Origin of the sequence: Kribbella sp. NPDC058693 (assembly GCF_042715335.1) — a bacterium.
Classification (GTDB): Bacteria; Actinomycetota; Actinomycetes; order Propionibacteriales; family Kribbellaceae; genus Kribbella; species Kribbella jiaozuonensis.
The window spans coordinates 828,961-851,798 of record NZ_JBHXSQ010000003.1; the positions used below are offsets into that span (position 1 = coordinate 828,961).

At 68.4% G+C, this 22,838-nt stretch carries 18 protein-coding genes and 1 riboswitch; of the genes, 12 read left to right on the forward strand and 6 right to left on the reverse strand.

Translation table 11 applies throughout. From position 1 onward, the window contains the following. Positions 1-53 precede the first annotated feature (53 nt). The 6 genes from ACFWUU_RS21965 to ACFWUU_RS21990 all read left to right on the forward strand — a co-directional run bounded on the left by ACFWUU_RS21965 (position 54) and on the right by ACFWUU_RS21990 (position 9,047). Positions 54-3,041, forward strand: coding sequence for a glycine--tRNA ligase (locus ACFWUU_RS21965; protein WP_380179043.1), 2,988 nt, complete (start codon positions 54-56; stop codon positions 3,039-3,041). Between the two features lie 9 nt (positions 3,042-3,050). Continuing rightward, positions 3,051-4,025, forward strand: a complete 975-nt coding sequence (locus ACFWUU_RS21970; RefSeq protein WP_380177669.1) for a pyridoxal-phosphate dependent enzyme — start codon at positions 3,051-3,053, stop codon at positions 4,023-4,025. Continuing rightward, a complete protein-coding gene (locus ACFWUU_RS21975) occupies positions 4,018-4,926 on the forward strand; it encodes a ribonuclease Z (protein WP_380177671.1) in 909 nt (302 codons plus the stop codon). The genes ACFWUU_RS21970 and ACFWUU_RS21975 overlap by 8 nt, the downstream gene beginning before the upstream one ends. Positions 4,927-5,029: 103 nt before the next feature. Further along, on the forward strand, positions 5,030-6,160 hold the full coding sequence (locus ACFWUU_RS21980) for an EfeM/EfeO family lipoprotein (protein WP_380177673.1): 1,131 nt from the start codon (positions 5,030-5,032) through the stop codon (positions 6,158-6,160). After that, positions 6,157-7,368: an iron uptake transporter deferrochelatase/peroxidase subunit gene (gene efeB, locus ACFWUU_RS21985; protein WP_380177675.1), complete on the forward strand. Its 1,212-nt coding sequence runs from the start codon at positions 6,157-6,159 to the stop codon at positions 7,366-7,368. Before ACFWUU_RS21980 ends, efeB begins: the two co-directional genes overlap by 4 nt. 20 nt (positions 7,369-7,388) lie before the next feature. After that, positions 7,389-9,047 carry a phospholipase C gene (locus ACFWUU_RS21990; protein WP_380177677.1) on the forward strand — a complete coding sequence of 553 codons (1,659 nt, stop codon included), beginning with the start codon at positions 7,389-7,391 and terminating at the stop codon, positions 9,045-9,047. A 6-nt stretch (positions 9,048-9,053) separates the two neighbouring features. Here the strand turns inward: ACFWUU_RS21990 and ACFWUU_RS21995 are convergent, their stop codons facing one another. Both ACFWUU_RS21995 and ACFWUU_RS22000 read right to left on the reverse strand, forming a co-directional pair. Then, positions 9,054-9,866: an alpha/beta fold hydrolase gene (locus ACFWUU_RS21995; protein ID WP_380177679.1), complete on the reverse strand. Its 813-nt coding sequence runs from the start codon at positions 9,864-9,866 to the stop codon at positions 9,054-9,056. A gap of 16 nt (positions 9,867-9,882) precedes the next feature. Further along, positions 9,883-10,827: a helix-turn-helix transcriptional regulator gene (locus ACFWUU_RS22000; protein WP_380177681.1), complete on the reverse strand. Its 945-nt coding sequence runs from the start codon at positions 10,825-10,827 to the stop codon at positions 9,883-9,885. A 63-nt stretch (positions 10,828-10,890) separates the two neighbouring features. Between ACFWUU_RS22000 and ACFWUU_RS22005 the strand changes: the two genes are divergently transcribed. Beyond that, on the forward strand, positions 10,891-12,033 hold the full coding sequence (locus tag ACFWUU_RS22005; RefSeq protein WP_380177683.1) for an epoxide hydrolase family protein: 1,143 nt from the start codon (positions 10,891-10,893) through the stop codon (positions 12,031-12,033). On the opposite strand, the gene ACFWUU_RS22010 is transcribed toward ACFWUU_RS22005, so the two are convergent. Continuing rightward, positions 12,022-12,858, reverse strand: a complete 837-nt coding sequence (locus ACFWUU_RS22010) for an oxidoreductase (RefSeq protein WP_380177685.1) — start codon at positions 12,856-12,858, stop codon at positions 12,022-12,024. The genes ACFWUU_RS22005 and ACFWUU_RS22010 overlap by 12 nt on opposite strands. Before the next feature lie 69 nt (positions 12,859-12,927). On the opposite strand from ACFWUU_RS22010, the gene ACFWUU_RS22015 reads away from it, so the two are divergent. Further along, positions 12,928-13,485, forward strand: a complete 558-nt coding sequence (locus ACFWUU_RS22015) for a TetR family transcriptional regulator (RefSeq protein ID WP_380177687.1) — start codon at positions 12,928-12,930, stop codon at positions 13,483-13,485. 82 nt (positions 13,486-13,567) lie between these two features. After that, the gene (locus tag ACFWUU_RS22020) at positions 13,568-15,091 is read left to right on the forward strand and encodes a S1C family serine protease (RefSeq protein ID WP_380177689.1); all 1,524 of its coding nucleotides are present in this window, start codon (positions 13,568-13,570) and stop codon (positions 15,089-15,091) included. Positions 15,092-15,186: 95 nt separating this feature from the next. Here the strand turns inward: ACFWUU_RS22020 and ACFWUU_RS22025 are convergent, their stop codons facing one another. After that, positions 15,187-15,501, reverse strand: a complete 315-nt coding sequence (locus ACFWUU_RS22025) for a hypothetical protein (RefSeq protein WP_380177691.1) — start codon at positions 15,499-15,501, stop codon at positions 15,187-15,189. Beyond that, positions 15,501-16,019: an NAD-dependent epimerase/dehydratase family protein gene (locus ACFWUU_RS22030; protein ID WP_380177693.1), complete on the reverse strand. Its 519-nt coding sequence runs from the start codon at positions 16,017-16,019 to the stop codon at positions 15,501-15,503. The genes ACFWUU_RS22025 and ACFWUU_RS22030 overlap by 1 nt, the downstream gene beginning before the upstream one ends. 145 nt (positions 16,020-16,164) lie before the next feature. Here ACFWUU_RS22030 and ACFWUU_RS22035 point away from each other — a divergent pair, with 145 nt between their 5' ends. From ACFWUU_RS22035 to metH, 3 genes are all read left to right on the forward strand, one after another. Further along, a complete protein-coding gene (locus ACFWUU_RS22035) occupies positions 16,165-17,574 on the forward strand; it encodes an MFS transporter (protein ID WP_380177695.1) in 1,410 nt (469 codons plus the stop codon). Next, positions 17,571-18,104 carry a TetR family transcriptional regulator gene (locus tag ACFWUU_RS22040; protein ID WP_380177696.1) on the forward strand — a complete coding sequence of 178 codons (534 nt, stop codon included), beginning with the start codon at positions 17,571-17,573 and terminating at the stop codon, positions 18,102-18,104. Before ACFWUU_RS22035 ends, ACFWUU_RS22040 begins: the two co-directional genes overlap by 4 nt. A 69-nt stretch (positions 18,105-18,173) precedes the next feature. Beyond that, positions 18,174-18,251: riboswitch (S-adenosyl-L-homocysteine riboswitch) on the forward strand. Positions 18,252-18,272: 21 nt separating this feature from the next. Beyond that, a complete protein-coding gene (gene metH, locus ACFWUU_RS22045) occupies positions 18,273-21,887 on the forward strand; it encodes a methionine synthase (protein WP_380177697.1) in 3,615 nt (1,204 codons plus the stop codon). On the opposite strand, the gene ACFWUU_RS22050 is transcribed toward metH, so the two are convergent. After that, positions 21,884-22,786 (reverse strand): hypothetical protein, encoded by a 903-nt coding sequence (locus ACFWUU_RS22050; protein WP_380177698.1) that lies wholly within the window; start codon positions 22,784-22,786, stop codon positions 21,884-21,886. The genes metH and ACFWUU_RS22050 overlap by 4 nt on opposite strands. Positions 22,787-22,838: the final 52 nt, after the last annotated feature.

Sequence of the window (22,838 nt, forward strand, 5' to 3'; positions counted from 1 at the left end):
AGACTTCGGTCCGAAAACCCCCGGAAGATGGCTTGAGGTTTGCTGTGCTCACCATGCAGGACGCGCTGCTGGCGCTGACGAAGTACTGGACCGACCGGGGCTGCATGGTCGTGCAGCCGTTCAACACCGAGGTCGGAGCCGGAACGCTGAACCCGGCGACCATCCTGCGGGTGCTCGGTCCCGAGCCGTGGCGGGTCGCGTACGTCGAGCCGAGTGTGCGGCCCGACGACAGCCGCTACGGCGAGAACCCGAACCGCCTGCAGACCCACACCCAGTTCCAGGTCGTGCTCAAGCCGGACCCGGGCAACCCGCAGGAGCTGTTCCTGGAGAGCCTGACCGCGCTCGGGATCGACATCCACGCGCACGACGTCCGGTTCGTCGAGGACAACTGGGCCAACCCGGCGACCGGTTCCTGGGGTCTGGGCTGGGAGGTCTGGCTGGACGGCCTGGAGATCACCCAGTTCACGTACTTCCAGCAGGCCGGCGGGATGACGCTCGACCCGGTGTCGGTGGAGATCACCTACGGCATCGAGCGGATCATGATGGCGCTGCAGGGCGTCTCGCACTTCAAGGACATCGCCTACGCGCCCGGCATCTCGTACGGCGAGGCGTTCGGCCAGGCGGAGTACGAGATGAGCCGGTACTACCTCGACGACGCCGACGTGGAGTCGCAGAAGCGGCTGTTCGAGGAGTACGCGAACGAGGCCCGCCGGATGATCGACGACCGGCTCCCGGTGCCCGCGCACATCCAGGTACTGCGGTGCTCGCACACCTTCAACGTCCTCGACGCCCGCGGCGCTGTCAGTACGACGGAACGCGCGAAGGCGTTCGGCCGGATGCGCACGCTGGCCCGCGAGGTCTCCCGGCTGTGGGCCGAGCGCCGCGAGGAGCTGAAGTACCCGCTGGGTCTCGCCGAGCTTCCGCCGGCCGCGGCCGAGCCGACCGAGTTCCCGGCGATCACCGGGACGCGGCAGCTGACGTTCGAGATCGGCACCGAGGAGATGCCGCCGTCGGAGGTCACCAAGACCGCCGAGGCCGTGCGTTCCGCGCTGGAGGAGAAGCTCGGCGCGACCCGGCTCGGCCACGGCGCGATCACGACGTACGCGACCCCGCGCCGGGTCGTCGCCTTCGTCGCCGAGGTCCAGGCCAGCGAGCCGGATGCCGAGCGGGTGGTGCGCGGTCCGCGGAAGTCGGCGGCGTACGACGTCGACGGCAACGTCACCAAGGCCGCCGCCGGGTTCGCCCGCGGCCAGAAGGTCGACCCCAGCGAGCTGCACGACCTGGACGTCGACGGCGTCGAGTACGTCGCGGTCACCAAGCCCGACCCGGGTCGCGGTGCTGCGGAGGTGCTGAGCGGCGTACTGAGCGAGATCGTGAGCGGACTCCGCTCCGACAAGAACATGCGCTGGAACGACGCCAAGCTGTCCTTCACCCGCCCCATCCGCTGGCTCGTCGCGCTGCTCGGTGACCAGGTGGTTCCGGTCTCGGTGTCGTCGCTCGCCGCCGGCCGGACCACGCGGGTACACCGGACCGCCGCGCCGCCGAAGGTCGAGATCGCCTCGGCCGAGGGGTACCTCGATCTGCTCCGGATTCATGGCATCGAAGCCGATCCGGCCAAGCGCCGCGCGCAGATCGTCGCCGCGGCGACCGAGCTGGCGAAGACCGTCAACGGCACGGTCGACTTCGAGGGTGAAGCCGCGCTGGTCGATCAGGTCGTCAACCTGATCGAGGAGCCGACGTCGATCCTCGGCGGGTTCGCCGCGGACTACCTCGAGCTGCCGAGCGAGATCCTGACGACGGTGATGCGCAAGCACCAGCGGTACCTGCCGGTCCGTGACGCGGATGGCAAGCTGCTCCCGCATTTCGTTGCCGTGGCCAACGGTTCCGTCGACGAGGACGTCGTGCGCGCGGGCAACGAGGGTGTACTGCGGGCGCGGTACGAGGACGCCGCGTTCTTCTGGCGGGCTGACCTGCAGACGCCGCTGGAGTCGATGAAGGGCGAGCTGGAGAAGCTGGCCTTCGAGGAGCGGCTCGGCTCGATGGCCGATCGCGCGGGTCGCATCGGTCGTATCGCGCTGGCGTTGGCCGGCACGGTGGATCTCGGCGGCGACGACCTGACCACCTTGAAGCGGGCGGCCGAGCTGGCGAAGTTCGACCTGGGTTCGCAGATGGTCGTCGAGCTGACCAGCCTGGCCGGCACGATGGCTCGCGAGTACGCGCGTCGGGCCGGGGAGACCGAGGGCGTTGCGCAGGCGCTGTTCGACATGGAGCTGCCGCGGTCCGCCGGCGATCCGGTGCCGTCGACGACTCCGGGTGCGCTGCTCGCGCTGGCCGACCGCTTCGACCTGCTGGCCGGACTGTTCGGTGTCGGTGCGAAGCCGACCGGAAGCTCGGACCCGTTCGCGTTGCGTCGTGCCGCCGGTGGTGTGGTCGCGATCCTGCGCGAGCACCCGGAACTGCGGGCGATCACGCTGCCGGTCGGTCTGCAGGCCGCCGCCGCGGAGATCGGTGCCCAGGGCATCGACGTACCGGCGGAGTCGCTGGACGAGGTAGCCGAGTTCACCGTCCGGCGGTACGAGCAGCAGCTGCTCGACCATGGCGACGACCACCTCCAGGTCGCTGCAGTGTTGCCGTTGGCAACCGCTCCGGCGGCGGCCGACGAGACGCTGAAGACCCTGCAGGGCCTGGTTGGCAACAGCGACTTCGCCGACCTGGTCGCCGTTCTCCAGCGGGTACGTCGGATCGTGCCGGAAGGCACCGAGGCGTCGTACGACTCGAGCAAACTGACCGAGCCGGCCGAGGTCGCGCTGCACGAGGCGGTCGAGAAGATCGGTCAGGCCCCGACCGCCCTGGCCGACTTCGTCGCCGCAGCGTCGGTCCTGGTCGAGCCGGTCAACGCCTTCTTCGACGAAATCCTCGTAATGGCCAAGGAACCGGACATCCGCGCCGCACGCCTGGGCCTCCTCGCCACCATCAGCCAACTCGCCGCCCCGGTCCTGGACTGGCAAGCATTGGGCACCAGCCTGAGCCCGGCTGAGTGAGGTTTTCACATGACGTTGAGTCCCGCAGAGGTTGCCGAGCGGTCGGAGGTGTTCGCGCCGAGGTTGCGTGAGCATCTGCCGCCGACGCCGTTCGTCTCGTACGGCGCTTTCGGTGAGGATGTTGGTGCCGAGGTGCTGGTGAAGTGTGAGCATCAGCAGCGGACGGGGTCGTTCAAGGCGCGGGGGGCGATGGCGAAGATTCTGACGCTGACGGACGCGGAGCGGTCGGCTGGAGTGGTTACTGCTTCTACCGGAAACCATGGGCTGGGCGTGGGAAATGCACTGGCCACGCTCGGCGGGCACGGGATCGTGTATCTGCCGGAGACGGCGTCGCCGAGCAAGGTGGCGGCGTTGCGGCGGCTCGGACTCGAATTGCGGGCCGAGGGCAACGATTCCGGGGTGCTCGAGCCGAAGGCGCGGGCGTATGCGGCGGAGCACGGGCTGACGTATCTGCCGCCGTACAACGATCCGGACATCATCGCCGGGCAGGGGACCGTCGCGGTGGAGATCGTCGAGCAGTTGGCCGGTGAGCCGCTCGACGCGGTCTTCGTGTCGGTCGGTGGTGGCGGGCTGATCAGCGGAGTCGCGGCGGTGCTGAAGAAGCACCTGCCCGGGATCCGCGTGTACGGCGCACAGCCGGCCGTCGACGATGCGATGGCGGCCTCGGTGCGGGCGGGCGAGATCGTCCAGGTCGACGCCCAGCGGACCTTGTCGGACGGTACGGCGGGCAGCGTCGAGCCGGGCAGCATCACGTTCGACCTGTGTCGCGAGCTGGTCGACGACTGGGTGCTGGTCGAGGAGGACGCGATCCGCGAGGCGCTGCGCCTCGTCATCGACACCGAGCACCAGTTGATCGAAGGCTCGGCAGCGCTGGCGTTCGCGGCAGCGCGCGAACGCCGTACCGAACTGGCCGGGAAGCGGGTCGCGGTCGTGTCCTGTGGCGGCAACATGTCGTCCTCGACCTTGGTGGCCGCGCTTGCGTGAGCTCGTCGTACTCGGGACCGGCAGTCAGGTGCCGTCGCGGGAACGCACGCAGAACGGGTACTTCCTGCGCTGGGACGACGAGGGCTTCCTCTTCGATCCGGGGGAGGGCACGCAGCGGCAGATGCTGTACGCCGGGATCGCGGCCGGCGCCATCACGCGAATGTGCATCACACATTTCCACGGCGATCACTGTCTCGGGATGCCCGGAATCGTGCAGCGGTTGTCGCTGGACGACGTACCGCATCCGGTCCGTGCGCACTATCCGGCGTCGGGGCAGAAGTACTTCACGCGTTTGCGGTACGCCGCGTCGTTCTTCGAGCGGGCCGAATTGCTCGAGGAGCCGGTAGAGGAGGACGGCCTGTTGTCGGTCGGCTCGTTCGGGCAGCTGTGGGCGCGCCGGCTCGAGCACTCGGTGGACTCGTTCGGATACCAGTTGATCGAGCCCGACGGCCGCCGGATGCTGCCGGACAGACTGGCTGCTCACGGCATCGTTGGTCCGGCCATCGGTCGGCTCCAGCAGGCCGGATCTCTGCAGGTGGACGGCCGGACGGTGAACATCGAGGATGTCAGCGAACCGCGGCCGGGCCAACGATTCGCGTTCATCATGGACACCCGCCTGTGCGAGAACGTACTGCGGTTGGCGCAGGACGCGGATCTGCTGGTGATCGAGTCGACGTACCTGTCCTCAGAGGCTGATTTAGCCCGTCGTTTCGGGCATTTGACGGCTCGGCAGGCAGCGCGCGTGGCGGCGGAGTGCGGCGTACGCAAACTGGTCCTGACCCACTTTTCCCAGCGTTATCAGGAACCTGAGCGTTTTCTCAGCGAAGCCGCCGCCGAGTTCTCCGGCGAGATCGTGGTCGCATCCGACCTCAGTCGTACGCCGGTTCCGGCCCGCCGCTAGGGCGAACAATGCATGACGAGAAGGCCAACACGGCTCGACACCGGTGACGGCAGGATTAGCATTACCGGCGAATGGAATTGCCGATCACCAGGAGTAATCTCTCGTGCGCACTCCCCGTCCGATACCGGCTGCGATCGCGCTGGTCGGTGTAGGCGCGGTGGTTGCCGTGGCGGTGTGGCGGCCCTGGGAGGGCTCAGCCGGCGCGGCCAACGCAGCCGGTAGCCCGACGCAGGTGACGGTGTCCCGCAGTGCGTGCGGCCAGGGCTGGACCGATGCGAAGACCGGCCGGCAGACGATCACCCTGCACAACACCGGCGACGCCTCCGCCGAGGTCGATCTCGTCGACGTCGACAGCAAGAAGGTGTACGGCGAGGTGGAGGGCCTGGGGCCGAACACGTCCGCGCCGATGGACGTGCAGCTCGGCGCCGGCCGGTACGCGATCCGCTGCCTGATCGAGGACACCGACGTACTCACCGGCCCGACCGTTACCGTCGCGGGCGACGGGAAGGCCGGCCCCGCAGTGGTCGCTGTCACCAAGAACGACATGTTGCCGCTGGTGAAGCAGTACGAGGCCGCGGTCGCCGCCGGCGTCGCCGGCCTGGTGGTCAAGACGGACAAGCTGCGTGCGGATGTAGACGCCGGCAACCTCGCTGCTGCCCGGGCGGACTGGCTGCCCGCGCATCTGGCGTACAACTCGCTCGGTGCGGCGTACGACGCGTTCGGCGACTTCGCGGACAAGATCGACGGATCCGGCGGCTTCCACCCGTTGGAGAAGGGCCTGTGGCACAACGCGTCCGCCGCGACCCTGAAGCCGATCGCGGACCAGCTGGCGGCCGACGTACACGGCCTGCAGAAGGACCTGCCCAACGAGCAGGTCGATCCGAACGATCTCGGCCTCCGCGCCCACGAGATCATGGAGAACGCGCTCCAGTTCGAGCTGACCGGCGAGAACGACCAGGGCAGCGGTACCTCGCTGAACACCGCACTGGCCAACCTGAACGGCACGGCGAACGTACTCGGCATCCTCGACCCGGTCCTCAAGCCCCGCGATCCCGACCTGCCCCAGGTGCAGAAGTGGGAAGCCCGGGTCCGCGCGCTGCTGACCGCGCATCAGAACACCCCGGTCGCTCAGCTGGACCAGACCACCCGGGAACAGCTCAACGGCGCGGTCGGAGAACTGTTGGAGAAGCTCGCCCCGGTTGCGGCGATCTGTGAAGTTCGGAGGGCTGGATGACCGGCTTCGACCGTCGCTCGTTCCTCCGCGGCACGCTGGCAGGCGCCGGCGCCGCTGCAGTGACCGGCGTTGGGGCGGCGGCACTGGCCGGCTCGACAGCTGCTGCGGAGACGGCGACTGCGGTGCCGTTCCACGGCGAGCACCAGGCAGGTATCACCAACGACCCGCAGAAGCAGGCGATCTTCGCGTCGTTCGACGTGATCGCCGCGAACAAGGCCGAGCTCACCGATCTGTTCAAGACGATCACGGACCGGGCGAGGCTGCTGACCGCGGGCGGAGCGCTTCCGCCGCTCGGGATCACCGCTCCGCCGGCCGATTCCGGCGTACTCGGTCCGGACATGCCTGGTGACGACCTGACCGTCACCGTCGGCGTCGGGGCGTCGCTGTTCGATGCGCGGTACGGCCTGAAGGACCGCAAGCCGGCGAAGTTGAAGCCGATGAAGGAATTCCCCAACGACAGCCTCGACGACAGCCTGTGCCACGGGGATCTGAGCCTGCAGATCTGCGCGACCGAGAGCGACACCGTGCTGCACGCGTTGCGCGACATCGCCCGGCACACCCGCGGCGCGATGCAGCTGCGCTGGCGGGTCGACGGCTTCCAGAGCCCGCCGCGGCCGTCCGGGACGCAGCGCAACCTGATGGGCTTCAAGGACGGCATCGTCAAGCCGGCCGTCGCCGATCACGACAAGCTCGTCTGGGTCGGCAAGGGGAACGGCGAGCCGGCCTGGACCGAGGGCGGTAGCTACCAGGTGCTGCGGCAGATCCGGATGCTGGTCGAGTTCTGGGACCGGGTGTCGGTCGGCGAGCAGGAGAACATGTTCGGCCGTCGCCGCGACTCCGGCGCACCGCTGGACGGTAACCACGAGACCGACCTGCCGAACTACCCAGCCGACCCGACCGGCGGCGCGATCCCGTTGACCAGCCACATCCGGATGGCCAACCCGCGCACCACCAGTACTGCGGCCAGCCAGTTCCTGCGCCGCGGCTACAACTACGACAAGGGCACCGACTCGGTCGGGGACCTGGACATGGGGCTGCTGTTCTGCTGTTACCAGCAGGACATCGCCCGGCAGTTCGAGGCCGTACAGACCCGGCTGATCGACGAGCCACTCGTCGACTACATCCGGCCGGTCGGTGGCGGCTACTTCTTTGTACTTCCCGGTGTTCGGGACGGCAACGACCACTTCGGGCGGTCGTTGCTCGCATGATTTACCTAAGAGGAGAAGGCATGCGCGCAAGACTCCGTGTGCTCGCTACGGCCGGTGTGGCCGCGACGAGCCTGTTGCTGGTCGCCTGTAGCGGCGGCGGCACCAACCAGGGCGTCGCCAGTGGGGGCGGCAAGGGGAGTGTGAGCGGTCAGGGCGGTAGCGCACAGGTGGGTGACGCCGCCTTTTCGTTCCCGACGGTCCACCCGTCGACGCCGATCCAGCACGTCGTGGTGATCTTCGGCGAGAACATCTCGTTCGACCACTACTTCGGCACCTACCCGAACGCGACCAACCAGAACGGCACGCCGTTCAAGGCGGCCCGGAACACGCCCAAGGTGAACGGGCTGTCCAAGAAGCTGCTGACGAACAACCCGAACGCGTACAACCCGAAGCGGCTGGCGCCGTCGCAGGCGCTGACCTGCGACCAGAACCACGGCTACGGTCCGGAGCAGAAGGCCGTCAACGGCGGCAAGATGGACAAGTTCGTCGAGAACACCGAGACCGACAAGTGCACCGGTCAGCCGGTGCTGTTCGGTGAGCCGGGCCTGGTGATGGACTACTACGACGGCAACACCGTCACCGCGATGTGGAACTACGCGCAGCACTACTCGCTGAACGACAACTCGTACGACACGGTCTACGGCCCGTCCACCCCGGGCGCGCTGAACCTGATCTCCGGCCAGACCCACGGGGGCCAGGCCGTCGATCCGAAGACCGGCAAGCCGACCACCGACGCGTACGCCGTCCAGTCGCCGGACAAGAACGGGATCGGCACGATCACCAACGACCCCGACCCGTACTACGACGACTGCTCGAACAACAACGGCAAGTCGGCCAACAACCTCGCCGTGATGCACGGGCAGAACATCGGCGACCTGCTGAACTCCAAGCACGTCACCTGGGGCTGGTTCCAGGGCGGCTTCAAGCCGACCAGCACCGTCGACGGCAAGGCCGTCTGCGGCGCGACGCACAACAACATCGGCGGTATCGCGGCAGCGGACTACAGCCCGCACCACGAGCCGTTCATGTACTACAAGTCGACGTCGAACCCGAAGCACCTGCCGCCGACCTCGGTGAAGGCGATCGGTCACACCGACCAGGCCAACCACCAGTACGACACCTCGGACTTCGACGCGGCCGTCGCGGCGAACAACCTGCCGGCGGTCAGCTTCCTGAAGGCCGGTGAGTACCAGGACGGGCACGCCGGGTACTCCGACCCGCTGGACGAGCAGGCCTTCGTGGTCAAGGAGATCAACCAGCTGCAGAAGTCGAAGGAATGGTCCTCGACCGCGGTCGTCCTGGCCTACGACGACTCCGACGGCTGGTACGACCACCAGAAGTCCCCGACCGTGAACGGCTCGAAGGACGCGGCGCTCGACCAGGCCGCGACCTGTGGCAAGGACCCGGTCTCCGGCGGGTACGCCGACCGCTGCGGCTTCGGTCCGCGCCTGCCGCTGCTCGTGGTCTCGCCGTACGCGAAGACCAACCACGTCGACCACTCGGTGACCGACCAGTCCTCGGTGCTGAAGTTCATCGAGGACAACTGGCGCACCGGCCGGATCGGTGACCACTCGTTCGACCAGCGCGCCGGCAGCCTGAACGGCATGTTCAACTTCTGGCAGCGCCCGAGCAAGAGCAAGCTGATCCTGGACCCGAAGACCGGGGCCGTGGTCCGCTGACCTGAGTCAGACGCCCTGATCGACGAGAAAATCGTCGATCAGGGCGTTCACCTCTTTCGGGGACTCGAGCGCGGCCAGATGCGCCGACTGCTCGAGTACGACGAACCGCGCGCCGGGGATCGAGTCCGCCATCTCCTCGGTCTCCGCCGGCGGGAACGTCGTGTCCTCGCCGCCGGCGACGACCAGGACCGGCGTGCGGATCCGGCCGAACAGGTCGCGCTGATCGGGTCGGCGCGGCACCACGCTGGTCACCGCGTGCCGGCCCGAGGTGATGTTCACCTTGGCGGCCAGTTCGTTGACCGTGGCAACGACCTCGGGCTTCTCGCGTTTCGCGGTCGGGCCGAGGAACGCGTCCCGCACCGGCGCCTTGAGCGGCCCGCGGATCCCGCCGAGGAGCTGGGCGGAGCGGGTCAGTACGCCGTACTCGAATCGTTGCCTACGGCCCGCGGGTGAGGCGGTCGCGTTCATCAGGACGGCGATGCCGATCCGGTCGGGATGCAGAGCCGCGAAGGTGCCGCCGATCATGCCGCCCCAACTGTTGCCGATGACATGGACCCGGTCGACGTCGAGGTCTTCGATGACGGCTTCGACGACCTGCGCGCACTGCTCGAACGTGAACGGTCCGGTCAGCGGCTGGCTGTTGCCGTGACCGGGTGGATCGACGAGGATCACCTGGAAGCGGCCGGCGAAGTGCGCGGCCTGGGCGGACCAGAGCGTGCCGTCCATCAGCAGGCTCGGCCAGAACAGCATCGCGGGCCCGGATCCGTCGATGCGTAAGCGGATCCGGCCCAGCACGGTCTCGACGTACCGATCCTGCATGCCTGAACGGTACCGGTCAGGACGGCGGGAGCGCGGCAGCAAGGCGCGTCGTGAGCTCGCGAATGCAGTCGATCAGCTCCGGCGGTGATTGGACCTCGAAGGGCAGGGCGAGCAGGCCGAGATGCAGCGCGATCTGGTCTAGCGAATTGGCGCCGGTCTCGACCAGAGTCGTGTGCTCGTCGATCGGCGTGACGGTCGCGACGTTCGGCCCGAAGCGGTCGGCCACCTGCTCTGCGGGGGCATGGACTCGGATCTGCGCCTGGTACCGGTAGCCGCCGTACGCGACGCCGCGGTTCGTGGTCGCCAGGTCCGGTACGTCGCGCGGGGTGAATCGCGGTCCGGTCGGGATCCGCGGCTCGAGCCGGTCGAGGCGGAACGTCCGCCAGTCGGTCCGGTCGAGATCCCACGCGACCAGGTACCAGCGCCGGCCGGTGTGCACGAGCCGATGCGGCTCGGTCGTGCGGGTGGTCGCCGTACCGTCGTGGTTGCTGTAGTCGAACCGCAGTCGCTGACGGTCGCGACAGGCGGCCGCGACGGCGAGGAGTACGTCGGGTTGCACGGACGGACCGCCTGCCGGCGTGACGGCGATCTGCTGGAGCAGCTCGATCCGATGGCGCAGCCTGGACGGCAGGACCTGCTCGAGCTTGGTGAGCGCGCGGACCGAGGACTCCTCGGTCCCGGCGACTGTGCCGGATGCGGCGGCACGCAGTCCGATCGCGACCGCGACCGCCTCCTCGTCGTCCAGCAGCAGCGGTGGGAGCGCCGCGCCGGAGCCGAGTCGGTAACCGGCCACACCCGGTACGGCGTCGACGGGGTAGCCGAGGTTGCGGAGCTTGTCGACGTCCCGCCGGACGGTCCGGACGCCGACGCCGAGCTCGTCGGCCAGCGCGGAGCCGCTCCACTCCTTGGGCTGCTGCAGGAGTGAGAGGAGTTTGAGCAGTCGGGCCGAGGTCTCGAGCATGTCCTTGATTCTGTCAGCTGGTTAGGACTGAAGGTGTCCTAGGCGGGTGACAGAGTTGTGGACATGATCAAGCCCTTCACGATCGACATTCCGCAGAGCACGCTCGACGACCTCGCCGCCAAGCTGGCGAGCGCCCGCCTTCCCGCGCCGCTACCCGGTGACGACTGGGACACCGGCGTACCGGTCTCCTGGCTGTCGACGCTGGTCGACTACTGGCGTACCTCGTACGACTGGCGCGCGGCCGAGAAGGAGCTGAACTCGTACCCGCAGTTCACCACCGAGATCGAGGGTCAGCGCATCCACTTCCTCCACGTCCGGTCGGCCGAACCGGACGCACTGCCGCTGCTGCTGACCCACGGCTGGCCCGGCTCGATCGTCGAGTTCCTCGACCTGATCGGCCCGTTGACCGACCCGGTCGCTCATGGGGGACAGGCCTCGGATGCCTTCCACGTGGTCATCCCTTCTCTGCCCGGGTTCGGGTTCTCCGGGCCGGTGTCCACGAGTGGGTGGTCCAGGGAGCGGGTCGGGCAGGTGTGGGCGCTGCTGATGGAAGAGCTCGGGTACGAGCGGTACGGCGTACAGGGTGGTGACATCGGTGGCGCTGTCTCGCCGGCGGTCGCGCGGGCGGCTCGGGACCGGGTCGTCGGTGTGCACACGAACGGCGGCCCGTCGCTGCCGCCGTACCCGCTGCCGGAGGAGGAGCTGAAGACGCTGACGCCGCTCGAGCAGGACCGGATCGCGCGGATCGGCGGCTTCCTGCAGAAGGAGTTCGGCTACATCTCGATCCAGTCCACCCGGCCGCAGACGGTCGCGTACGGACTCGTCGACTCGCCGGTCGGGCAGCTGGCCTGGATCATGGACAAGTTCATGGCCTGGACGTGGCCGGCCGAAACCTTGCCTGAGGCAATCATCGCCAAGGATCGGCTGCTGACCAACGTGATGATCTACTGGCTCACCGGCACCGCCGGCTCGGCGGCGTACGTCGGTTATGCGCAGCAGGAGGCGTGGGGGACCAAGCTGGAGAACTCCGGCGTACCGACCGCCGTGCTCGCGTTCGCGCACGACGTACCGGTTCGCCGGTACGCCGAGCGCGACAACAACATCACCCGCTGGACCGACGTCGACCACGGCGGGCACTTCGCCGCCCTGGAAGAGCCGGAGATCCTGGTCGGTGACGTTCGCGAGTTCTTCAGCTCACTCCGCTGAATAGTCGGTCGAGGTGGTCAGGTGCGCCCAGGCGGCGGCCTCCTCGGCGCGGGACCTGGACGCGCGGTCGGCGTGGGTGAGCGCGTCCTTGCCGAGCAGGAGACGCAGGGGAGGGTTGTCGAGGCTCGTGACGTGCACTATCGCCTCGGCAGCCTTCGCCGGGTCGCCGGGCTGCTTGCCGTCGGTCTCCAGGCGGTAGCGGTTCATCTGGCCGACGGTGGAGTCGTAGTCCGGGTGCACCTCCGCGAGTTGCATCGACGAACCGCCCCAGTCGGTGCGGAAGGCGCCCGGCTCGACGATCGTCACCTTGACGCCGAACGGCCGGACCTCGTTGCTCAGCACTTCGGAGAAGCCTTCGACAGCGAACTTCGCAGTCTGGTACGCGCCCATCCCGGGCGTGCCGCCGACCCGTCCGCCGACCGATGAGAACTGCAGGAAGTGCCCGCTCTTCTGCTCGCGGAACACCGGCAGCGCCGCCTTCGTCACGTTGACGACGCCGAAGAGGTTGGTCTCGACCTGCGCCCGGAAGTCGTCGTCGGGAGTCTCCTCGATCGGGGCGCTGTTCGCGTAGCCGGCGTTGTTCGCGACCACGTCCAGGCCGCCGAACGCGTCGAGAGCGGTCTGTACGGCGGCGCGCGCGGCCGCCGCGTCGGTGACGTCGAGGGCGACGGCGCGGATCTGCTCGCCGTACTTCGCGACCAGGTCGTCGAGCTGCTCGGGCTTGCGCGCGGTGGCGACGACCCGGTCGCCGGTGGCCAGCACGGCCTCGGTGAGAGCGCGGCCCAGGCCGCGGGAACTGCCGGTGATCAGCCAAATCTTGTTCATGATGCATTCTAACCAACTGGTTGGTTGGTTAATTCCCGAGTCGACCAACCAGTTGGTTAGCCTGGTCAGATGCAGCAACGGAACGCCGACCGGACCAAGGCCCGCATCCTGGCCGCCGCCATCGAGGAGTTCGCCGCGCGCGGGATCGCGGGCGCCCGGGTCGACCGGATCGCCGAGGTCGCCGGATGCAACAAGGCCATGCTCTACGCGTACTTCGGCAACAAGGACGAGCTGTTCGACGCAGCGTTCAGCGCCAACGTGGACGAGTACCTCGACGAGGTCGGGTTCGACGTCGACGACCTCCCGGCGTACGCGGGGCGCGTGTTCGACTACTTCGAGGCGCATCCGGACCGGCTCCGGCTGTCGACGTGGTACCGGCTGGAGCGGCCGGAGGGGCAGCCGTTGGAGGCGATCGTCGCGGTCAACCACAGCCGGCTGGACGAGCTGCAGCGGGGGATGCGGCGGCGGGTGGTCACGCGGCAGTTCAGCGCAGTCACGTTGCTGTCGCTGATCCAGGCGATCGCGACGAGTTGGTCGTCGATGAACCCGGAGTACGGCGCCGACGTACCGAGCGCGACGGTGCGGCGGCGGGCGGTGGTGACGGCCGTGGAGAAGATTCTCAGCTGATTCATTGGTTGGCCCGATGGAGTTCTCAGTCTGGCGAGCTCTACTCGTAGGCAGAGGGAACTGGCTGAGGAGGGCACGGGAGATGAACGAGAGCGCTGGACCTGGACCGTACGACGGTGGGCAGTACGGAGGTTGGCCGCCGGCGCATGGCGGGTATCCGCAGTACAACCCGCAGAACGGGCCGTATCCGCAGTACCAGCAGGGGCCGCAGTACAACCCGAACTACCCGTTCCCGCCGAAGCCGCCGAAGAAGCGCGGCCGGCGGTTGCTGGGAGCCGGGGTGCTCGGGCTGGCCGCTGTCGTGGTCGCCGGATCGGTTGCCTGGGGCATCGACCAGCACAGCGCGGCGAACCCGTCGCAGCTGTCCCAGACGGCGTTCGACGCGTCGGCCGTGGCGGCCAAGGTCTCGCCGGGGCTGGTCGACGTGAACACCGTGCTCGGATACGAGAACGCCCGGGCGGCCGGGACCGGGATCGTGCTCAGCTCCGACGGTGAGGTGCTCACCAACCACCACGTGGTCGAGGGCGCGACATCGATCACCGTGACCGACATCGGCAACGGGAAGACGTACACCGCGAGCGTCGTCGGGTACGACGAGCAGCACGACATCGCCGTACTGAAGCTGAAGGACGCCTCCGGACTGGAGACCGCGAAGACCGGGAACTCCGACCAGGTGAAGCTGGGCGACCAGGTCGTCGGCGTCGGGAACGCGGGCGGCACCGGCGGTACGCCGAGCTACGCGGCCGGCAAGGTGACCGGACTGAACCAGGCGATCACCGCGACCGACGAGAACGGGCAGGACCCGGAGAACCTCACCAACCTGATCGAGACCGACGCGAACATCCAGGCCGGCGACTCCGGCGGGCCGCTGGTGAACGCGAGCGGCGAGGTCGTCGGGGTCGACGTCGCCGGCGGGAACGGGAACAACGGCGGGCAGGGCGCGCCGGGTCAGACGGCGGTCAGGTCCGGGGCCACTGCGACGGCGACGTTGGCTGCCGCTGGGAACGGGAGCGGCTACGGCGATCCGTTCGGGAACGGGAATGGGTTTGGCGACCCGTTCGGCAACGGGAACGGCTTCGGTGACGGGTCGGGGTCGCAGAACGGGTCGGGCAACGGCTCGGGCAATGGCTCGGGCGACGGTTCTGGCTCGGGCAACGGCTCGGGCAACGGCTCGGGTGACGGGTCTGGGAACGGGTTCGGGAACGGGCAGGGCGGTTCGGGCAACGGGTCCGGGACGACCACCGAGGGGTATGCGATCCCGATCAACCAGGCGCTGGACATCGCGCAGCAGATCGAGAACGGGAAGTCGTCGGACGTCGTACACATCGGCGCCTCGCCGATGCTCGGAGTCTCGGTCGTGACGAGCCAGGGCACCACCGGCGCCGTCGTCGGCGACGTACTCGCCAACGGCCACGCGGACGACGCAGGCATCGAGGCCGGTGACGTGATCACCTCGTTCGCCGGTCACACCGTCGACTCGCCCGACGCGCTGTCGACACTCCTCAACAACCAACACCCCGGCGACAAGGTCGAGGTCGGCTGGGTAGACCAGTCCGGCCAGACCCACAAAGCCACCATCGAACTGATCACCGGCCCGGTCCGCTAACCCCAGCGCCACCCCCCGCTGCCGGCGGACCGCCCGATCGGGCCCGACGCTCCCCTCCCCCTCGGAGCGCCCGGGCCCGATCTTTTATGTCTGGGTCAGGAAAGGAAGCCGGTGCGCCAGGTTGGGTGGGTGGGGGACCAGCCGAGGGTGTGGGCGTGGGTGTTTGTGGCGCCGCGTGCCCACGGGGTGCGGGAGGTGCTGGTGGGGGATGGTGGGGTGGGGGCGCCTACGGCTTGTGCGAAGACGGGGAGCCAGGTGGTGGCTGGGGCCGGCTCGTTGTCGACGATGTTGACGGGGCCGGAGGGCCAGGTGAGGGAAGAGGCGGCGGCTGTGGCGGCGTCTTGGATGTGGAGGAAGCTGGTGATGTCGGCGTTGGTGGGGAGGTTGCCGGCGGTGGCCAGGTCGGCCATCAGGCCGCCTTTGGTGTACCAGGTGTCGGGGCCGTAGAGCATGCCGTAGCGGAGGAGACCCACTCGGGTGCTTCGGCGGTGATCGCCTCGAGCGTGCGAACAGCGTCGACCATCCCGCGGCGGCTCTCGTCCGCGGCGTTCACGTCCAGCGGCGTGGATTCATCCGCCGGCGCCGAACCCGGCTCGTACGCCCACGCGACGCTCTGCGAGATCACCCGCTGTACGCCGGCCGCCAGCGCAGCGTCGACCAGATTCCGGGTCCCCTCCCGGCGGATCCGGGCGTTGGCGGCGAAATCCCGCGAGGTGAGATCGGTCAGCTGATGCATGACCACCTCCGGCCGAGCAGCCGCAACCACCTCGCGGAGCGCGGCAGCGTCGTACACATCACCCTGCACGGTCGTCACCCCAGGCACCCGCGACCGCCGGGACAACGCGATCACCTCGTGGCCCTCGGCAACGAGCAACGGAGCCAGCCGACGACCGATGACGCCGGTCCCACCGGCGATGAAGATCCTCATACAACCAACCTAGGCACCCACAGGCCCGGCCCGATGGTCCAATCCGCGGCCATTTCGCCGGGCCATTTCCATCAGGGGTGAACAAGCGTTTACCATGCCTGAGAAACCTGAGTAAACAACTGCTCACCCCTGTGAGGACCTCAGCTTGACCGTCCGCCCTGCCGCTCACCCACGCCTGATCCTGGCCGCGCTCGCGTTCTGCGGCGTACTCGTCTCGATCAGCCAAACCATCGTCGTACCCCTCCTCCCTTCCCTCCCGCAGATCACCCACAGCCCGGCGGCCGACGTCAGCTGGCTGATCACGATCACCCTGCTCACCGGCGCCGTCTTCACCCCGCTCCTCGGCCGGGCCGGCGACATGTACGGCAAGCGTCGCGTCCTGCTGATCGCCCTGTCGTCGATGGTGATCGGCTCGTTGCTCTGCGCAATCAGCTCGAACCTGACCGTGCTGATCGTCGGCCGCGCCTTCCAGGGCGCCGCGGTCGCCGTGGTCCCGCTCGGCATCAGCATCCTGCGCGACGAACTGCCGCCGCGGCGGGTGATCCCGTCGATCGCGATCATGAGCTCGACCCTCGGCATCGGCGCCGCATTCGGCATCCCGGCCGCCACGCTCGTCGTCGAGTACGCGAACTGGCACACGATGTTCTGGATCAACCTCGGCCTCGGCCTGCTCGACATCGTCCTGGTGCTGCTGATCGTGCCCGAGTCGGCCGTCCGGACCAGCGGCCGCTTCGACATCGTCGGCGCGATCGGCCTGAGCGCATTCCTGGTCTGTCTGCTGCTCGCCGTCTCGAAGACCAACTCCTGGAGTGCCGAGCGACTCATCACGCTGTACGCCGTCGCCGTGCTGCTGGTGCCGATCTGGGGATGGTACGAACTGCGCGTCAAGAGCCCGCTCGTCGATCTCCGCGTATCCGCGCGACCGGGCGTGCTCTTCACCAACCTCGGCGCACTGCTGATCGGATTCGCCTTCTACGCCAACTCCCTCTCCACAGCCCAACTCGTCCAGGAGCCAACCTGGACCGGCTACGGACTAGGCGAGTCCATCGTGGTCAGCGGCCTCTGCCTGCTCCCAGGCGGCGTGGCGATGGTGCTGCTCTCCCCGGTATCGGCCCGCATCTCCAACGCCCGAGGGCCGAGGTTCACGCTCGCGATCGCGTCGGTCCTGATGGCGGCCGGGTACGTCGTCCGCCTGTTCACCAGCCACAACGTGGCCGGCATCGTCATCGGTGCGACAGTCGTTTCTGCCGGAACCGCCGTTGCGTACTCCGCGCTCCCGGCGCTGATCATGCATGCTGTGCCGGTGACCGAAACGGCCGCCGCGAACGGCCTCAACACGCTGATGCGCACGGTCGGGCAGGCGATCTGCAGCACGATCGTCGCGACCGTACTCGCCAACGTCACGATCGCGAGCGCCGGCCGGGTTGCGCCCGCGCTCTCGGCGTACCTGATCGTGTTCGTGGTCGCGGGTATCGCGGCTCTGGCGGCGGCAGGGCTGGCGTTGCTGATCCCGGTACGGCGTCGCGAGCCGGCGTACGAGGTGGCGGTGAAATGACCGATCCGGGGCGGACCACGATCCTGCGAGCAGCCCGCAAGGCCTTCGCACGCGAGCCGTACGACGCGGTCACGCTGCGCGGGGTCGCTGCGGACGCAGGCGTGAGTGCCGCCCTGATCGTCAAGTACTTCGGCGGCAAGGAAGCGCTGTTCGAGCGGGTCGCCGACTTCACCGAAGCCGCCCAGTTGCTGCTCGCCGCACCGAACGAGCGGCTCGGCGAGCACGCCGTACGGACCCTCGTCGAGTACCGCCGGGCGAACGAGCAGGACCTGCTCGTCCGGGTCGTGTTCGCGGCCGGCAAAGGTGATGAGCGCGCCCAGATCCGCGAGCACTTCCGCGACCAGGTCACCCGCGCCTTCGCCGCCCGGCTGACCGGCGCGGACGCCGACCTGCGGGCCGCGCTGATCACCGGCCAGTTGCTCGGTCTCGGGGCCGCGATCGCGATCGACACGAGCGGCCCGATCGCCGCGGCCGACCCGGCGACGATCGTCGAGCTCTACGCCCCGGCACTCCAGAGCCTTATCCACTAGTTGAACACCCGTCCTAAAATGTGGACATAGGGCTTGGCGTCAGGTGTGACGCCACTAACATGGAGCATCCAGGCCGAGAGGCGCTGCAACGGACCCCGGGTCCGCCACGCTCGTCCTGGGGCACGACTGCAAGGGCGCCTCCGGAGAGTCTTCTGGAGGGGTTGGCAGATGAGTGAGACCGCGCTGCGCGAGCTGCTGGATCAGCGGATCGTCGTGCTCGACGGTGCCTGGGGCACGATGCTGCAGAATGCCAAGCTGAAGCCCGAGGACTACCAGCCTGAGCGCTACAACGACGCGACCCACGACGTCACCGGCGACCCGGACCTGGTGAACCTGACCCGGCCGGACGTCATCCTCGACGTCCACCGGCAGTATCTGGCGGCCGGCGCCGACATCACCACCACGAACACCTTCACCGCCTCGAGTATCGGCCAGGCCGACTACGGTCTGCAGCAGCACGTGCGCGAGATGAACCTGGCGGGTGCGCGGCTCGCCCGGCAGGCGGCCGACGAGTTCGCCACCCCGGACAGCCCGAGGTTCGTGGCCGGTTCGATCGGCCCGCTGAACGTCACCTTGTCGCTGAGCCCGCGGGTCGAAGATCCGGCGTACCGCGCGGTGAACTTCGAGCAGGTCAAGGCGACGTACGCCGAGCAGATCGCCGCGCTCGCCGAGGGCGGTGTCGACCTGCTGCTGATCGAGACGATCTTCGACACGCTGAACGCGAAGGCTGCCGTCGCCGCGGCCCGCGAGGTCGCGCCGGAGTTGCCGCTGTGGATCTCGGTCACGATCGTCGACCTGAGCGGCCGGACGCTGTCGGGCCAGACCGTCGAAGCGTTCTGGAGCTCGGTCGAGCACGCCAACCCGCTGGTCGTCGGCGTCAACTGTTCGCTCGGTGCCGCGGAGATGCGTCCGCACGTCGCGGACCTCGCGCGCTTCGCCGACACGTACGTCGCCTCGCACCCGAACGCCGGCCTCCCGAACGCCTTCGGCGGGTACGACGAGACGCCCGAAGAGACGTCCGCGATGCTCGAGGAGTTCGCGCAGTCCGGGCTGGTGAACATCGTCGGCGGTTGCTGCGGGACGACACCGGCCCATATCAAGCAGATCGCGGCCGCGGTGCAGGACCTGGAGCCGCGGACCGTCGTACAGAGTGATCACACGACCAGGTTCTCCGGGCTCGAGCCGTTCAAGATCAGCGCGGACACCGGGTTCGTGATGATCGGCGAGCGGACCAACGTGACCGGGTCGGCGCGGTTCCGCCGGCTGATCGAGGGCGACAACCACCAGGCCGCGGTCGACGTGGCGCTCGAGCAGGTGCGCGGCGGCGCGAACCTGCTGGACGTGAACATGGACGCCGACCTGCTCGACAGCGAGCAGGCGATGACCACGTTCCTGAACCTGATCGCGACCGAGCCCGAGGTGGCCCGGATCCCGATCATGGTCGACAGCTCGAAGTGGTCGGTGCTGGAGGCCGGCCTGAAATGCGTGCAGGGCAAGGGCGTGGTCAACTCGATCAGCCTGAAGGAGGGCGAGGAGGAGTTCCTCGAGCGCGCCCGGAAGATCATGGACTACGGCGCCGGCGCGGTGGTGATGGCCTTCGACGAGCAGGGCCAGGCAGACACCGTCGAGCGCAAGGTCGCGATCTGCGGTCGTGCGTACGACCTGCTGACCGGGATCGGCTTCCCGGCCGAGGACATCATCTTCGACCCGAACGTGCTGGCCGTCGCGACCGGCATGTCCGAGCACAACGGATATGCGAAGAACTTCATCAACGCGCTGCCGTTGATCAAGGAACGCTGCCCGGGCGTCCACATCAGCGGCGGTATCTCGAACCTGTCGTTCTCGTTCCGCGGCAACGACATCGTCCGCGAAGCGATGCACTCGTCCTTCCTGTACCACGCGGGCAAGGTCGGCCTGGACATGGGCATCGTCAACGCCGGCCAGTTGGCTGTGTACGAAGACATCCCGAAGGACCTGCTGGAGCTGGTCGAGGACGTCATCTTCGACCGCCGCGACGACGCCACCGACCGCCTGGTCGCCTTCGCCGAGAACGTGAAGGGCAAGGGCACCAAACGCGAGATCGACCTGACCTGGCGCGAGGGCACCGTGCAGGAGCGGCTGTCGCACGCATTGGTACACGGCATCGTCGACTACATCGAGGCGGACACCGAGGAGGCGCGTAAGCAGCTGCCGCGTCCGCTCGAGGTGATCGAGGGTCCGCTGATGGACGGTATGAAGATCGTCGGCGACCTGTTCGGGGCCGGCAAGATGTTCCTGCCGCAGGTGGTGAAGAGCGCGCGGGTGATGAAGCGCTCGGTCGCCTACCTCGAGCCGTTCATGGAGGCGGAGAAGGAGCAGGCCCGGCTCGAGGGTCGCGCGGAGATGGTCCGCGGCCAGGGCAAGGTCGTGCTGGCGACGGTCAAGGGCGACGTCCACGACATCGGCAAGAACATCGTCGGCGTCGTGCTCGGCTGCAACAACTACGAGGTGATCGACCTCGGCGTGATGGTGCCGGCGGCAAGGATCCTGGACACGGCCGTTGCCGAGGGCGCCGACGCGGTCGGGCTGTCCGGGCTGATCACACCGTCGCTCGACGAGATGGTTGCCGTAGCCAACGAGATGCAGCGGCGCGGGCTGAAGTTGCCGCTGCTGATCGGCGGTGCGACCACGTCGAAGCAGCACACCGCGGTCCGGATCGCACCGGCGTACGAGAAGACCACTGTGCACGTGCTGGACGCGTCGCGGGTGGTTGGCGTGGTGTCGGATCTGCTCGACGAGACCCGTGCGGAAGAGCTTGCTAAGAGCAACAGTATTGAGCAGGAGCGGCTCCGCGAGCAGCACGCGAACAAGCAGCGCAGCCCGCTGCTGACGCTGGCCGAGGCGCGGGCGAACAAGGAGCCGGTCGAGTTCGGCGAACTGCCGGTGCCGGCATTCACCGGTCTGCGCCGCGAGACGCCTTCGCTGGAGACGCTGCGCGCGATGATCGACTGGCAGTTCCTCTTCCTGGCTTGGGAAGTGAAGGGCAAGTACCCGGCGATCCTGGACAACCCCGTCGCGCGGGAGCTGTTCGACGACGCGAACACCTTGCTGGACGAGATCATCGCGAACGGGTCGTTCCGGGCCGAGGGCGTCTACGGTTTCTGGCCGGCGCACAGCTCAGGGGATGACATCATCCTCGACGGGTTGGACGTGTCGTTCCCGATGCTGCGGCAGCAGACCGAGAAGCCTGCCGGGCGGCACAACCGTTGCCTGGCGGACTACGTCGCGCCGGCCGGTGACTACCTCGGCGGGTTCGGGGTCGCGATCCACGGTGCCGAGGCGCTGGCGAAGTCGTACGAGGAGAAGAACGACGACTACCGGGCGATCATGGTGAAGGCGCTGGCCGACCGGTTGGCAGAGGCGTTCGCCGAGTGGATCCACCTAGAGGCGCGGAAGGCGTGGTTCGAGCCCGACGTACAGCCGGTGCTGGAGGATCTGCACGCGGAGCGGTTCCGCGGGATCCGGCCGGCGCTCGGGTACCCGGCGAGCCCGGACCACACCGAGAAGAAGGAGCTGTTCGAGCTGCTCGAGGCGGAGAAGCTAGGTCTCGGGCTGACCGAGTCGTTCGCGATGACGCCGGCCGCCGCGGTCAGCGGCCTGATCTTCGCGAACCCGGCGTCCCGCTACTTCAGCGTCGGCCGCCTCGGCCGCGACCAGATCGAGGACTACGCCGTACGCCGAGGCCTCTCGGTCGAGGAAGTCGAACGCTGGCTCCGCCCCAACCTCTCCTACGACCCGGCCTAGCCGCCGAGGCCTCGCTGCTCGCGACCGGGCTGGATCGTCGACGGCCCGGTCGCGCTGTAGCCGGCGCCGGCGGTGATCGCGCCGCTCGCCGAGGCCAGGGCGGAATCCTCGATCAGCCTGCGGAGTTGAGGATCGATCCGTTCTGACGCGGCCTGGACGGCAGCGGCCGCGAGCGACGGGTCGTTCTTCGCGACGGCCTCGGTGAAACCGTTCCGGAGCGTGACCTCGGCCCGGAACAGGTCTCGCGGCGACAGCTCGTCGGTGCCCGGCAGCAGCGAGAGGATCTCGCCGTACCGCTCCTCAGGCTTCACCGAGATCAGCCAGTCGGAGAGCGCGGCGTAATCCTCGGGCTCGGCCGGTGTGCCGCCCTGCTGCCGGACGATCTCGGCCATCAGTGCGCGCGCTGCCGCGGCCGCCGCCGGGTTCCGCCCGGCGAAGGCGAAGTCCGGCACCTCTGCGGCCGGGAGGAACTTTCCGGATTCGGTCTTCGACCAGAGCTGCGGCAGTCGTTCCTGCGTCCAGACGTCGGCCAGGCCGTCGTCCAGATCCGCTTCCGGCTGGTGAAGTCCGCCGATGTTGTCGAACAGCGGGCTGCTCAATCCGACCGACTGCGACATCGTGTGCGCGGTGGCCTGGACCAGCCGTTCCCGGTCGCCCTCCACCGGCTGCCCAGCGCCATACCGGCGGACCGCGTCGGCCAGTTCCTCCGGCAGGACCAGGGGACTGTCGTTCGACCGGAGCGCGTCGACTGCGTTCATTCCCGGGCGGTCGTTCGGCCGGACGACGAAGTCGATGCCGCGCCAACGGACGAGGCGATCGGTGGTCTCGCTGACGGCTTCGACGATCGAGTCTCCCCACGGGAAGCACGGATCGTTGGTCTTGACCAGGCCAGTGGCCATGGCGTGTTCTCCTTCGTGAGGGAGGCCGAACGGAGCAAGCGTAGGGGTGCAC

What these genes read in the sequence shown, in the direction of transcription:
- ACFWUU_RS22040 (WP_380177696.1), top strand. Translation starts at nt 17,571, where the DNA reads ATGACCGATCCGGGGCGGACCACGATCCTGCGAGCAGCCCGCAAGGCC.
- ACFWUU_RS22000 (WP_380177681.1), bottom strand. Translation starts at nt 10,827, where the DNA reads ATGCTCGAGACCTCGGCCCGACTGCTCAAACTCCTCTCACTCCTGCAG.
- efeB (WP_380177675.1), top strand. Translation starts at nt 6,157, where the DNA reads ATGACCGGCTTCGACCGTCGCTCGTTCCTCCGCGGCACGCTGGCAGGC.
- ACFWUU_RS22005 (WP_380177683.1), top strand. Translation starts at nt 10,891, where the DNA reads ATGATCAAGCCCTTCACGATCGACATTCCGCAGAGCACGCTCGACGAC.
- ACFWUU_RS22030 (WP_380177693.1), bottom strand. Translation starts at nt 16,019, where the DNA reads ATGAGGATCTTCATCGCCGGTGGGACCGGCGTCATCGGTCGTCGGCTG.
- ACFWUU_RS21965 (WP_380179043.1), top strand. Translation starts at nt 54, where the DNA reads ATGCAGGACGCGCTGCTGGCGCTGACGAAGTACTGGACCGACCGGGGC.
- ACFWUU_RS21970 (WP_380177669.1), top strand. Translation starts at nt 3,051, where the DNA reads ATGACGTTGAGTCCCGCAGAGGTTGCCGAGCGGTCGGAGGTGTTCGCG.
- ACFWUU_RS22015 (WP_380177687.1), top strand. Translation starts at nt 12,928, where the DNA reads ATGCAGCAACGGAACGCCGACCGGACCAAGGCCCGCATCCTGGCCGCC.
- metH (WP_380177697.1), top strand. Translation starts at nt 18,273, where the DNA reads ATGAGTGAGACCGCGCTGCGCGAGCTGCTGGATCAGCGGATCGTCGTG.
- ACFWUU_RS22025 (WP_380177691.1), bottom strand. Translation starts at nt 15,501, where the DNA reads ATGGCCGACCTGGCCACCGCCGGCAACCTCCCCACCAACGCCGACATC.
- ACFWUU_RS21990 (WP_380177677.1), top strand. Translation starts at nt 7,389, where the DNA reads ATGCGCGCAAGACTCCGTGTGCTCGCTACGGCCGGTGTGGCCGCGACG.
- ACFWUU_RS22050 (WP_380177698.1), bottom strand. Translation starts at nt 22,786, where the DNA reads ATGGCCACTGGCCTGGTCAAGACCAACGATCCGTGCTTCCCGTGGGGA.
- ACFWUU_RS21995 (WP_380177679.1), bottom strand. Translation starts at nt 9,866, where the DNA reads ATGCAGGATCGGTACGTCGAGACCGTGCTGGGCCGGATCCGCTTACGC.
- ACFWUU_RS22010 (WP_380177685.1), bottom strand. Translation starts at nt 12,858, where the DNA reads ATGAACAAGATTTGGCTGATCACCGGCAGTTCCCGCGGCCTGGGCCGC.
- ACFWUU_RS22020 (WP_380177689.1), top strand. Translation starts at nt 13,568, where the DNA reads ATGAACGAGAGCGCTGGACCTGGACCGTACGACGGTGGGCAGTACGGA.